Origin of the sequence: Mesorhizobium sp. M1006 (assembly GCF_040318825.1) — a bacterium.
Taxonomy (GTDB): domain Bacteria; phylum Pseudomonadota; class Alphaproteobacteria; order Rhizobiales; family Rhizobiaceae; genus Mesorhizobium.
The window spans coordinates 104,130-116,422 of sequence record NZ_JAMYMZ010000015.1; the positions used below are offsets into that span (position 1 = coordinate 104,130).

Sequence of the window (12,293 nt, forward strand, 5' to 3'; positions counted from 1 at the left end):
CAGCGAAGCAAAAAGCTGCATGACTTTCGGAAAAGACCATGCGTCCAGGAACTTATCTACAATTTCGGCGCGAACCGGCGCAACCCGCTCTCGGTGAGTATTTCCGGAATGATCACGTCATGCGGCTCGTCCGGCACCAAGGCCACCTCCTGGCAGTCGAAGGCAATGCCGATCAGCCGCGGCTGCTGCCCCTTGTCGGCCAGCCGCGCGATCGCCCGGTCATAATAGCCGGCGCCGTAACCGATGCGGTGGCCGCGCGCATCGAAGGCGGCAAGCGGCACCAGCATCATTTGGGGATCGAGCACCTCGGCTTCCTCATGCGGCCCGACGGTGCCGAAGCCCATGTCGATCATCGGCGCGCCGCGCACCAGTTCGCGAAAAACGATGGTGGTCTTGTTGAGGATGGCCGGCAGGCAGAGCCTTGCCCCCTTTTCGCGCAAGGCAAACATCAGCGGCCGGACGTCGACTTCCGAGCGCATCGGCCAGAAGCCTGAGACGATCTGGGCCGGCTCGACCGTGATCCGGTCGCGCGCCGTCTCGGCCATTTCGAGTGCTGCCTCCACCCGCCAGAAAGGATCGAGCGCGTCGCGGCGCCCGAGGGCTTGGTTGCGGAGAGTTTTTTTCAGGTCTTTTGGGGATGTCATGCGCCGACGTTAGAAAAGGTCAGATTTGGATGGAGTTTTACGAGCGACGTTTTGGAGGAGCGGGGCGAGCTTTCGTTCGTGAGAGCACCGCACAAAGCGGCGCGACGACAAGATCCGCCAGACATTGCCTTTTCGACAGGTGACGATCCACACAACCGGTGGAGAGAGCGATCCCGGGAACCTACAAAGTAGGTGGGCGCCGTATGAGAAAACCCACGGGTCTTCCCAGGGACAGCTCCCTAGGGATCATTAAGGCCCCGGGGAAAATGTTCTCCTGCCGGGAAGCGCAGACCGTCTCCGCCAATATAGGCAGACGGCAGACCAAGCGCCAGAGAGACGACATGTTTCGAGTCTTAAATCGACGCAGAACCGCTCGACGAGGGTCGCGCCGGCAAGATCCCCGCTTTGCCAGCAGCGCCTTGCACAGCGAAGGCCGCCTCCTTAGGGTCGCGCGATGAACCCGGGAGCAAAAATGCGTTTTGAAGGCACGGCAGCCTATGTCGCCGACAAGGATCTGATGGTGGCGGTCAACGCGGCGATCGCGCTCGAGCGGCCGTTGCTGGTCAAGGGCGAGCCCGGTACCGGCAAGACCGAACTTGCCCGCCAGGTGGCGGCGGCGCTCGGCATCGATCTGATCGAATGGCATGTCAAATCGACCACGCGGGCGCAGCAGGGCCTCTATGAATATGATGCCGTCTCGCGGCTGCGCGACAGCCAGCTCGGCGACGAGCGCTTCAACGACATCCGCAATTACATCAAGCGCGGCAAGCTGTGGGACGCCTTTGCTGCCGGCAAGAAAGTCGTGCTTCTGATCGACGAGATCGACAAGGCCGATATCGAGTTCCCCAACGATCTGTTGCAGGAACTGGATCGGATGGAGTTCTTCGTCTACGAGACCGGCGAGACCATCCGTGCCACAGTCCGGCCGATCGTCATCATCACCTCCAACAACGAAAAAGAGCTGCCGGACGCCTTCCTGCGCCGCTGCTTCTTCCACTACATCCGCTTTCCCGACGTCGAGACGCTGCACAAAATCGTCGACGTGCACTATCCCGGCATCAAGCAGAACCTGGTGCGCGCCGCACTCACGCAATTCTATGAAATCCGTGACGTGCCGGGCCTCAAGAAGAAGCCGTCGACCTCCGAGGCACTCGACTGGATCCGCCTGCTGGTCGCCGACGAGATCGCGCCCGAGGACCTGCGCGCCGACCCGAAGAACGTGCTGCCCAAGCTGCATGGCGCGTTGCTGAAGAACGAACAGGACGTGCATCTGTTCGAGCGCCTGGCCTTTATGGCGAGACGGCAGGGGTGAGGGGCGGTCGGCCGGAAGCCGCCGGACAGCGCTTTCCCTTCGCTGGACCGTTGCAGCCAGCGAGGCGTGAAGGCAGCTTCGGGTTGCCGACTTCAGAGGGAAATGAAATGACCGAGATCACCGTCCGCCCGCTTGTGCAATCCGACCACGCCGATTGGCGGCGTCTTTGGACCGCCTATCTCACCTTCTACGAAACCAAGCTGCCGGAAGAGGTTTACGCCGTCACCTGGAAGCGGCTGTTCACGGCGGGCGAGTTCGAGCCGAAAGGCTTCATCGCCACCCTCGACGGCAAGGCCGTCGGCCTGACGCACTATCTCTACCATCGCTCCTGCTGGTCGCAGATAAACAACTGTTACCTGCAGGACCTGTTCGCCGACCCCGATGTACGCGGCAAGGGCGTCGGCGCCGCCCTGATCGAAGCGGTCAAGCAGGAAGCCGGCAAGATCGGCGTCAAGAACGTCTACTGGATGACCCACGAAACCAACACCACCGCGCGCAAGCTCTACGACCACGTGGCGCGCAGGACCGGCTTCATCGAATACGATCTGCTATGATGAGGCCAACGATTGAAATAATCACCTGTGCGCAATATATTGCACATGATCAGGGGCGACAGTGCCGCTGATCGAGACCAACACGCGCAAGATTGTCACGAGGCTTTTACGTGACGGCTGGGTGAACGTAGGCGGCGGCAAACACGAGAAGTACGAGCATCCGGAAAGGCCGGAGATCATGATTATCGTGCCGCGGCATCGCGAACAATCTCTGGGTGTTGCGCGGTCGATCGCCCGGCTTGCTGGATGGATTTAAGGACGAATCATGACGCACTATGTCGGAATTCTTGACGGCGCAGATGAAGTCTGGGGAGTGCGGGTGCCTGATCTTCCCGGATGTCACGGCGGTGGCGCAAGTCCCGAAGAGGCGATAGCCGATGCGACTTCTGCCGTTCGCGAATGGGCAGAGACACGAATGGCGAAGAACTTGCCCTTGCCCGCGGCGCGCACTGTGGCAGATCTGCTCCGACTGGGCGAAGTCGATAGCGCTGCCGGTGAATCCGCCGTGATGATCCCTGTGCTGATCGATTCCGGACGGCCTGTCCGGGCCAATCTGTCGCTCGACGCAGGTCTTTTGGCGGCAATCGACGAAGAAGCGGGTCGGCGTGGTCTGACGCGTTCCGCCTTTATCGCCAGCGCCGCACGGGAGAAGATCGAGGGACACAGATAAAGTCGGACCATGTTCATCCCCTTCTTCCTCGAACTGAAGGCAGCGCGGGTTCCGGTCTCGCTCCGCGAATATCTGTCGCTGCTGGAGGGGCTGGAGGCCGGGCTGGTCGACTATGATGTCGAGGGCTTTTACTATCTCGCCCGCGCCGCTCTGGTGAAGGACGAGCGCCACATCGACCGCTTCGACCAGGTCTTTTCGCACATCTTCAAAGGTGTCGAGGCGCAAGCTGGCGAAAACGCGGTCGATGTCGCAAACATCCCGGAGGAATGGCTGCGGAGGCTCGCCGAAAAGCACCTGACCGACGAGGAGAGGAAGCTGATCGAGGCGCTGGGCGGCTTCGGAAAGCTGATGGAGACGCTGAAGAAGCGGTTGGAGGAGCAAAACGGCCGGCATCAGGGCGGTTCGAAATGGATCGGCACCGGCGGCACCTCGCCCTTCGGCGCCTATGGCTACAATCCCGAAGGCGTGCGCATCGGCCAGCACGAAAGCCGCAACCGCCGCGCGGTAAAAGTCTGGGACAAACGCGAGTTCAGGAATTTCGATGACGCCGTCGAACTCGGCACCCGCAACATCAAGGTCGCGCTGAAGCGCTTGCGCCGCTGGGTGCGCGAAGGCGCCGAACAGGAATTCGACCTGCCCGGCACCATCCACGCCACCGCCGAGCACGGTTATCTTGACGTTAAGACACAACCCGAACGTCGCAATGCCGTGAAGCTGCTGATGTTCTTCGATGTCGGCGGCTCGATGGACGACCATGTCAGGAGTGTCGAGGAGCTGTTTTCGGCCGCCCGCGCCGAGTTCCGCCAGCTCGAATATTTCTATTTCCACAACTGCCTCTACGAGGGCGTGTGGAAGGACAATCGCCGCCGCCATGCCGAGGTGATTCCGACCTTCGATCTCCTCCATAAATATGGCCCCGACTACAAGGTGATCGTCGTCGGCGACGCCTCGATGAGCCCCTATGAGATCGCTCAACCCGGCGGCTCGGTCGAGCATTGGAACAAGGAGGCCGGCGCCGTCTGGCTCGGCAGGCTGCTGCAGCAATGGCCGAACGCCATTTGGCTCAATCCGGAAGACGCGAAGAACTGGGGTTTTACCCATTCGATTGCCATGATCCGCGATATTTTTGGCGGCCGCATGTTTCCGCTGACGCTCGCCGGCCTCGAAGCCGCGACGAAGCAACTTTCAAGGAAGCACTGAATGGATCCACGCAAAACAGGACGGTCGACCTGTTTCCTTTGCCTGCAATGCGGTGTCCAGTTCGCGGCGACAGCGACGCCGCCGCGACATTGCCCGATCTGCGAGGACGAGCGGCAATATGTGCGCTGGGAAGGTCAGGCCTGGACCACGCCGGAAGAGCTCGCCGCCGGCCATCGGGTCGTGATCAAGGATGATGCCGGCGTGCTCGCCTTCGGCATCGAGCCACGCTTCGCTATCGGCCAGCGCGCATTGCTGGCGCAAACGCCGCACGGCAATGTGCTGTGGGACTGCATCTCGATGGTCAGCGACGAGGCGGTGGCCGAGATCAACCGCCGGGGCGGCCTGACCGCCATCGCCATTTCGCACTGCCATTATTATTCGGCAATGGTCGAATGGAGCGGGGCGTTTGGCGGCGTGCCGATTTATCTGCACGCCGATGATCGTCAGTGGATCATGCGGCCGCATCCGGCAATCATCAGTTGGGAAGGCGAGATGCGCGCCATAAACCCGTCGCTGACGCTCATCCGCTGCGGCGGCCACTTTGCCGGTGGCCAGGTACTGCACTGGAAGCGCGACCGCGGCAATGCCATCCTGGCCGGCGACATCCTGCAGGTGACGCCGACCCGCCGTCATGTCAGCTTCATGTACAGCTATCCGAACTATATCCCGCTCAACGCGACGAAAGTGCTCGGCATCAAGGCCGCGCTGGAGCCTTTCGCGTTCGACCATATCTACGGCGCATGGTGGAACCAGAACGTCATCGGAGATGCAAAGGCAGCATTTTCAGCATCGGTTGCGCGCTATCTCGCGGCCATCGCCTGAGGGATTCTTCGCAGCAGGACAGGAAATACGAGCAAACGCCGTAACAAATGCCTATTTCAGGCGAAGTTGCGAAGGCAACCCAAATAGCGACATAAGCTAAGAGGAAAAAATGGACAGCCACACCTACCCCGTTACCCGCACCGATGCCGAATGGCGCGCCCGGCTGACGCCTGAGCAATATGCGGTGATGCGCAACCACGGCACCGAGCGGCCGGGAAGCTGCGCCCTGCTGCACGAGAAGCGCGCCGGCACCTTCTCCTGCGTCGGCTGCGACCAGCCCTTGTTTGAATCCAAGCTGAAATTCGAGAGCGGCACCGGCTGGCCGAGCTTCAACGACCCAGTGCCGGGTTCGGTCGAGACCACCGTCGACCGCAGCTACGGCATGGTCCGCACCGAATGCCATTGCGCCCGCTGCGGCAGCCATCTCGGCCATGTCTTCGAGGACGGCCCGCCACCGACCGGTCTGCGCTATTGCATCAACGGCGTGGCGCTCAAATTCGAGCCGGCCGCCTGATCGTCAGGCCACAACCACCAGGATCAGCCACAACGTGGCGCCAAGAGTCATCAGCGAGGCCATGACGCCACTCGATTTTCCGGCAGTTCGCCAAACGGCAAAGGTCAGGAAGATATTGTAGGGAACCGGCGCGAAATGCACCGCCAGGACGAGCGCAAGCGGCAGCTTCAATCCTAGCAGAATGAGCGCCGCCACCGACGACGCGACGTTGATCGCTGTGCCGACAACGACCAGGTCGCGCCAGAACAGCCGATCGAGCGGCACGCCGCCGAACCAGCGTGAGCGGAAGAAAGCGGCAACGCGCGACATGATCGTCATCGATCGACCGGCTCCCTGGCTGCTCACCAGAGCAACCCTTCCACAAGGATTGCGTCTGGAAACCCTGCTTTATTCCTGACCCAGAACGTCGGCAATCGCGCGCTCGAAACGTGAGGCTTCCGTCACCAGCCAGTCGGTCATCGCCGGCCAATTGTCCTCGGCAAAACAATTCACCCGCCACATCGAATTGATGCCGAGGCCGTCGCAACTTTGTTCTGGCCTGAGCTTCAGCCTGTCTTCGATGGCCGGCTGGAACGGCTTCAACCGCGACCAGGCTTGCGTGGCACCGAACTTCTCGTTGCGGCCGAAGAAGACGCCGACATGATTGTGCGCAGGCGCGACATACATGGAAAGGACCAATGCGAAATCGGGCAGCCCACGCTGCCAGAACCACGGTCCGCGCCTCGCCAACAGAGCCCTTTCATCCGGATGCCGTTCCGCGAACAGCGTCCAGAAGCTGCGTTGGCGGAATTCAGAGGCGCGGCGGGCGCCAAAATCGAATTCGCTCATGGCTGGAATCCATGGTCAGAACCGCTTCTCCCGCGATCGTCTCCGGCGCCGAGGCCGGCCTTTACACCATGCCGAGCGCAGCCTTGTACAGATCGAGGATGGACTCCTCTTCCTGCCGCTCGGCCTGGTCCTTCTTGCGCAGCCGGATGATCGACCGCATCGCCTTGGTGTCGAATCCGGTGCCCTTGGCCTCGGCGAACACTTCCTTGATGTCGTCGGCAATCGTCTTCTTCTCTTCCTCGAGCCGCTCGATTCGTTCGATGAAGGCGCGCAGCTGGCCGGCGGCAACAGTCTGGCTGGTCTCGGTGATGTCGTCGGCCATATTCTTCTCTCCGCGTCGTTTCTCGCCGCGACTCGGGGTGACCCGAGCGGCGAATTGCAGCGGTTCGATGCCCGACCGGGCGCGGCGGGTCAAGGTACTATCGATGCGGCATGAAGGGCTGCTGCCAGGCGCCGACAAGTCTCTCTGATGCCGGCCTGTTTCACCCGAACGCGATCAGCAGATCCTTGGCATCGATCTGGTCGCCGGCCTTGACCAGCACCTCGGCTATGGTGCCGTCGCGTTCGGCATGCAACGCCGTTTCCATCTTCATCGCTTCGATCGACAGCAGCACGTCGCCGGCCTTCACCGCCTGGCCGGCAGCGACCGCAAGCGCCGAGACGACGCCAGGCATCGGCGCGCCGACATGCGCCTCATTGCCCGGCTCCGCCTTGCGCCGTGCCTTGGCAGCGGACGCGCCATGGGCCCGGTCCGGCACCTTCACCCGGCGCGGCTGCCCGTTGAGCTCGAAGAACACGGTGACCATGCCCTTTTCGTCGACATCGCCGATGGCAAGGCAGCGCACCACCAGCGTCTTGCCTTTTTCGATGTCGACGAAAATCTCGTCTTCCGGCTTCATGCCGTAGAAATAGGTCGGCGTCGGCAGCACGCTGACCGGCCCGTAGGTCTCCTGCGCGGCGGCAAAATCGGAAAACACCTTCGGATACATCAGCCACGACGCGAATTCGAACCCGCTGAGCTTGCGCTCGAGCTTTTCCTCGACCTCCGCGCGACTGGCCTTGAGGTCCGCCGGTTTGAGCAGCGAACCCGGCCGCACCGTGATCGGCTTTTCGCCCTTCAGCACCTTCTTCTGCAATGGCTTTGGCCAGCCGCCCGGCGACTGGCCGAGATCGCCGCGCAACATCGACACCACCGAATCCGGGAAGGCGATGTCCCTCGCCGGATTCTCGACGTCGGCGACGGTCAGGTCCTGGCTCACCATCATCAGCGCCATGTCGCCGACGACCTTGGACGACGGCGTCACCTTGACGATGTCGCCGAACATCAGATTGACGTCGTGATAGGTCTGCGCCACTTCGTGCCAGCGTGTCTCCAGCCCGAGCGAGCGCGCCTGTTCCTTGAGGTTGGTGAACTGACCGCCCGGCATTTCGTGCAGATAGACCTCCGATGCCGGCCCCTTCAGGTCGCTTTCGAAGGCTGAATACTGGTTGCGCACCGCCTCCCAGTAGAACGAGATGTTCCTGATCCACTGCGGGTCGAGGCCCGGATCGCGCTCGGTGCCCTTCAGCGCCTCCACGATCGAACCCAGGCACGGCTGCGAGGTGTTGCCCGATAGCGAATCCATCGCCGCGTCGATGGCGTCGACGCCGCTCTCCACCGCCGCCAGCACGGTTGCCGCCGACAGGCCGGATGTGTCGTGGGTGTGGAAGTGGATCGGCAGGTCCGTCGCCTCGCGCAGTGCCTTGAACAGCGCGCGGGCAGCGCTCGGCTTTAGAAGCCCAGCCATGTCCTTGACGGCGATGATGTGGGCGCCTGCCGCCTGCAATTCCCTGGCCAGGCCGACATAGTATTTCAGATCGTATTTCGCCCGCGCCGGATCGAGTATGTCGCCGGTATAACAGATCGCCGCTTCGATCAGTCTGCCCTCGGCGCCGACCGCATCCATGGCCACGCGCATGTTCTCGACCCAGTTCAGGCAGTCGAAGACCCGGAACAGGTCGATGCCGCCGGCAGCGGCCTGGCGGACGAAATGCTGGACGACATTGTCGGGATAGTTGGTATAGCCGACGCCGTTGGCACCGCGCAGGAGCATCTGCAGCAGAAGGTTGGGTGCTGCCTCGCGCACCAGCGACAGCCGCTCCCATGGGTCTTCGGTGAGAAAGCGCATGGCGACGTCGAATGTGGCGCCGCCCCAGCATTCGAGCGACAAAAGCTGCGGCAGAGCACGCGCATAGGTGCCGGCAATTCCGGCAATGTCATAGGTGCGCACACGCGTCGCGAGCAAGGATTGATGCCCGTCGCGCATTGTCGTGTCGGTGACCAGCACCTCTTTTTGCTCGCGCATCCACGCGGCGAATTTCTCCGGCCCGAGCACGTCGAGCTTCTGCTTGCTGCCTTGAGGCACATTGCCGTTGAGATATGGCACTACCGGTGGCGCCGCATCGGCCTTTGGCTGCGGCCGGCCGCGCGTCTCGGGATGACCATTGACCGAAACGTCGGCAAGGTAGTTGAGCAGCTTGGTCGCGCGGTCCTGCCGCTTCACACTGGCGAACAGTTCCGGCGTCGTGTCGATGAACTTGGTGGTGTAGGAATTGTCGGCGAAGCTCGGGTGATTGATGATCGCCTCGAGGAACGTGAGGTTGGTCGCCACGCCGCGGATGCGGAATTCGCGCAGCGCCCGGTTCATGCGGGCGATGGTCTCGGCCGGCGTCGGCGCCCACGCCGTTACCTTTTCCAGCAGCGGATCGTAGAAGCGGGTGATGACCGCGCCCGAATAGGCGGTGCCGCCATCAAGGCGGATACCGAAGCCGGTGGCACCGCGATAGGCGGTGATGCGGCCATAGTCGGGGATGAAATTATGCTCGGGATCTTCCGTGGTGATGCGGCACTGCAGCGCGTGGCCGTTGAGCCTGATGTCCTTCTGCGCCGGAACGCCCGATTCCGCCGTGCCGATGGCAAAGCCGTCGAGGATATGGATCTGCGCCTTGACGATGTCGATGCCGGTCACCTGTTCGGTGACCGTGTGCTCGACCTGGATACGCGGATTGACCTCGATGAAGTAGAATTTTCCGGTATCGGCATCCTGCAGGAACTCGACCGTGCCGGCGCCGATATAGCTGGTTTCGCGCGCGATCCTCAGCGCGTAGCCGCAAAGCTCCTCGCGCTGTGACATTTCGAGGTAGGGCGCCGGCGCCCGCTCGACCACTTTCTGGTTGCGGCGCTGGATCGAACAATCGCGCTCGAACAGGTGCACGGCGTTGCCATGAGTGTCGCCCAGCACCTGCACCTCGACATGGCGTGCGCGCTCGATCAGCTTTTCGAGATAGACCTCGTCCTTGCCGAAAGCCGCCTTCGCCTCACGCTTGCCTTCCATGACCTCGCGCGCGAGATCTGCCTCGGAGCGGATGGCGCGCATGCCGCGGCCGCCGCCGCCCCAGGATGCCTTGAGCATCACCGGGTAGCCGATCGTCTTGGCGAGTTCCTTTACCGCCTCCATGTCGTCCGGCAAGGGATCGGTGGCGGGAATTACCGGCACGCCGACTTCGATCGCGAGGTTGCGAGCGGCGACCTTGTTGCCTAGCCTGCGCATCGTATCCGGCTTTGGCCCGATGAAGATGATGCCGGCCGTGGCGCAGGCCTCGGCGAATTCCGGGCTTTCCGACAGCAGGCCGTAGCCTGGATGGATGGCATCGGCGCCCGATAGCCTGGCGACGCGGATAACCTCCTCGATCGACAGATAGCTTTCTATCGGCCCCATGTCCCTGGCCAAATGCGGCCCGCGCCCGACCTGGTAGCTTTCGTCGGCCTTGAAGCGATGCAGGGAGTATTTGTCCTCCTCTGCCCAGATCGCCACGGTTTTGAGGCCGAGCTCATTGGCCGCGCGGAAGACGCGGATGGCTATTTCGGAGCGGTTGGCGACAAGGATCTTCGAGATTGCCAAGGACAGGGCTCCGGACGCGGGAAAGGGAACTGCTGGACATGATTAGCGCGAAAATGCTGCAGTGCAAACAAAAATGGAGACGTCGGCTAAACCGATTTAAATCCTTGCGGCTATGCGATGAAGCAAAAGACAAATGAAAAATGCCCGGCGCGAGGCGCCGGGCATTTTTTGGGCTGCAGGCGTTTGCCGGCTTATTGTTCGAAGTAGGTGTACTTGCCGTCGTCACCCTTCTTCCAAGTGTAGATGACGTAGTCGGGACGGGTGATGTCGCCCTTTGCGTCATAGCCGATGTCGCCGATGGCGGTCTTCCACGGGCCACTCTTCTTGATCTCTTCCGCAACCTTCTGCGCGTCATCGGAAGAGCCGACCTTGTTGGCGGCGGCGGCGACGATCTGCAGCGCGGCATAGGAGTAGAGCGTATAGGCTTCAGGCTCGAAACCGGCGGCGCGGAACTTCTCCACGAGTTCCTTGGCGTTCGGGTTCTTGCGCGGATCGGGAGCGAACGTCATCAGCGTGCCGTCGACGGCATCGCCGGCGATGGAGGCCAATTCGTTCGACACGATGCCGTCGCCGGACATGAACTGGGCCTTGAGACCCTGATCGGCGAGCTGGCGCATAATCAGGCCGGCCTCGGTGTGCAGGCCGCCATAGTAGACGACGTTGACGCCGGCATCCTTCATCTTGGCGATCAACGCCGAGAAGTCCTTGTCGCCGACATTGATGCCCTCATACATGGCTTCGGTCACGCCATCAGCATTGAGTGCCTTCTTGGTTTCGTCGGCGAGACCCTGGCCGTAAGGCGTCTTGTCGTGGACGACGGCGATCTTGCCGTCCTTAAAGTGCGCGGCGAGGTAGTCGCCGGCAACCTTGCCCTGCTGATCGTCGCGTCCGCAGGTACGGAACGTGTTCCACAGGCCCCGCTCGGTCAGCTTCGGGTTGGTCGCGGAAGGCGTGATGACGAGAATGCCGTTCTCGGCATAGACCTCTGACGCCGGAATGGTGACGCCCGAATTGAAGTGGCCGACGACATATTTGACGCCATCGGCGACAAACTTGTTGGCGACCGAGATGCCCTGCTTCGGATCCGACACGTCGTCGCCGACCTCGATCTTGATCTGCTCGCCGTTAATGCCGCCAGCCGCGTTGATATCGGCGGCAGCCTGTTCGGCGCCCTTCTGCAACTGCGCGCCGAATGCTGCGTTCGGGCCAGTGATCGGACCGGCAACGCCGATCAGGATGTCAGCCCACGCGCTGCCGCTGAACGCGACAAGCGCGGTCAGGGCGACGGCGGACAAAAGTGACTTTTTCATTGAAACGCTCCCATTTACCGAGTGGGCGTGGATGTTGCTTTCATGCGATGCCCACTCTTGCTCGCAGAAAGAGTACTTTGCCGATTTTCAGGCACTTGTCACGCCGATTCATCCCTGAAGCGCCGTTAATGATAAATGTCAACCTTTTGGTTTCCAGCTCAAAAGAGAGGCTCTTTCGTAAAGCCAATTATACTGCGTTACCATCTGGTTGGTGCGCGTGTATTGGTAGCCAATGAAGCCCAATATCATCAGCACGATGGTGTCGACCACGTAGTAATGCAGCGAAAACATCGTTCCGCCGAACAGCGCATGGTGGATGAATCTTACGCCGATGCCGAGCCCCAGCATGTAGGCGAACAACTGGGCGAAGCTGCGCCACGTCTGCGCACATGCCTTGCCCGTCATCCACGCCGCCCAGCCGCCGAGCAGGCAGGTGACGAAGAAGAACTGCCAGATCGAGGGTTCCTCATAGACAATGCCCTGCATGATTGATGTCTC

General features: G+C 61.7%; 14 protein-coding genes and 1 other RNA gene. 7 read left to right on the forward strand and 8 right to left on the reverse strand.

Going from position 1 to position 12,293, the window contains the following annotated elements; all coding sequences use genetic code 11:
• Positions 1-56 precede the first annotated feature (56 nt).
• Together NKH60_RS16820 and ssrS are read right to left on the reverse strand one after the other, a co-directional pair.
• Positions 57-644, reverse strand: coding sequence for a 5-formyltetrahydrofolate cyclo-ligase (locus tag NKH60_RS16820; protein WP_352450855.1), 588 nt, complete (start codon positions 642-644; stop codon positions 57-59).
• A 140-nt stretch (positions 645-784) separates the two neighbouring features.
• Positions 785-940, reverse strand: a non-coding RNA gene (ssrS, locus tag NKH60_RS16825) — 6S RNA.
• Positions 941-1,116: 176 nt separating this feature from the next.
• Here ssrS and NKH60_RS16830 point away from each other — a divergent pair.
• The 7 genes from NKH60_RS16830 to msrB all read left to right on the forward strand — a co-directional run bounded on the left by NKH60_RS16830 (position 1,117) and on the right by msrB (position 5,716).
• The gene (locus tag NKH60_RS16830; RefSeq protein ID WP_352540325.1) at positions 1,117-1,956 is read left to right on the forward strand and encodes an AAA family ATPase; all 840 of its coding nucleotides are present in this window, start codon (positions 1,117-1,119) and stop codon (positions 1,954-1,956) included.
• A gap of 107 nt (positions 1,957-2,063) precedes the next feature.
• A complete protein-coding gene (locus NKH60_RS16835) occupies positions 2,064-2,510 on the forward strand; it encodes a GNAT family N-acetyltransferase (protein WP_352814863.1) in 447 nt (148 codons plus the stop codon).
• A gap of 61 nt (positions 2,511-2,571) precedes the next feature.
• Positions 2,572-2,766 (forward strand): type II toxin-antitoxin system HicA family toxin, encoded by a 195-nt coding sequence (locus NKH60_RS16840; protein WP_126104508.1) that lies wholly within the window; start codon positions 2,572-2,574, stop codon positions 2,764-2,766.
• Positions 2,767-2,775: 9 nt separating this feature from the next.
• Positions 2,776-3,180, forward strand: coding sequence for a type II toxin-antitoxin system HicB family antitoxin (locus tag NKH60_RS16845; RefSeq protein ID WP_254816428.1), 405 nt, complete (start codon positions 2,776-2,778; stop codon positions 3,178-3,180).
• Between the two features lie 9 nt (positions 3,181-3,189).
• Positions 3,190-4,380, forward strand: a complete 1,191-nt coding sequence (locus tag NKH60_RS16850) for a vWA domain-containing protein (protein ID WP_352831303.1) — start codon at positions 3,190-3,192, stop codon at positions 4,378-4,380.
• Positions 4,381-5,202, forward strand: a complete 822-nt coding sequence (locus NKH60_RS16855) for an MBL fold metallo-hydrolase (RefSeq protein ID WP_352768406.1) — start codon at positions 4,381-4,383, stop codon at positions 5,200-5,202.
• Between the two features lie 109 nt (positions 5,203-5,311).
• On the forward strand, positions 5,312-5,716 hold the full coding sequence (msrB, locus tag NKH60_RS16860; RefSeq protein WP_027152870.1) for a peptide-methionine (R)-S-oxide reductase MsrB: 405 nt from the start codon (positions 5,312-5,314) through the stop codon (positions 5,714-5,716).
• A 3-nt stretch (positions 5,717-5,719) separates the two neighbouring features.
• On the opposite strand, the gene NKH60_RS16865 is transcribed toward msrB, so the two are convergent.
• The 6 genes from NKH60_RS16865 to NKH60_RS16890 all read right to left on the reverse strand — a co-directional run bounded on the left by NKH60_RS16865 (position 5,720) and on the right by NKH60_RS16890 (position 12,281).
• Entirely contained in the window at positions 5,720-6,034 is a 315-nt protein-coding gene (locus tag NKH60_RS16865; RefSeq protein WP_023678043.1) for a hypothetical protein, read from the reverse strand.
• A 69-nt stretch (positions 6,035-6,103) separates the two neighbouring features.
• Positions 6,104-6,544, reverse strand: a complete 441-nt coding sequence (locus NKH60_RS16870) for a hypothetical protein (RefSeq protein WP_352683328.1) — start codon at positions 6,542-6,544, stop codon at positions 6,104-6,106.
• Positions 6,545-6,605: 61 nt separating this feature from the next.
• Complete coding sequence (locus NKH60_RS16875) at positions 6,606-6,866, reverse strand: DUF2312 domain-containing protein (RefSeq protein WP_023719653.1); 261 nt, start codon at positions 6,864-6,866, stop codon at positions 6,606-6,608.
• Positions 6,867-7,026: 160 nt separating this feature from the next.
• The gene (gene pyc / locus NKH60_RS16880; protein ID WP_352768410.1) at positions 7,027-10,485 is read right to left on the reverse strand and encodes a pyruvate carboxylase; all 3,459 of its coding nucleotides are present in this window, start codon (positions 10,483-10,485) and stop codon (positions 7,027-7,029) included.
• A gap of 191 nt (positions 10,486-10,676) precedes the next feature.
• A complete protein-coding gene (locus NKH60_RS16885; protein WP_352471237.1) occupies positions 10,677-11,795 on the reverse strand; it encodes a branched-chain amino acid ABC transporter substrate-binding protein in 1,119 nt (372 codons plus the stop codon).
• 138 nt (positions 11,796-11,933) lie between these two features.
• Positions 11,934-12,281 (reverse strand): DUF6867 family protein, encoded by a 348-nt coding sequence (locus NKH60_RS16890; protein WP_352471238.1) that lies wholly within the window; start codon positions 12,279-12,281, stop codon positions 11,934-11,936.
• Positions 12,282-12,293: the final 12 nt, after the last annotated feature.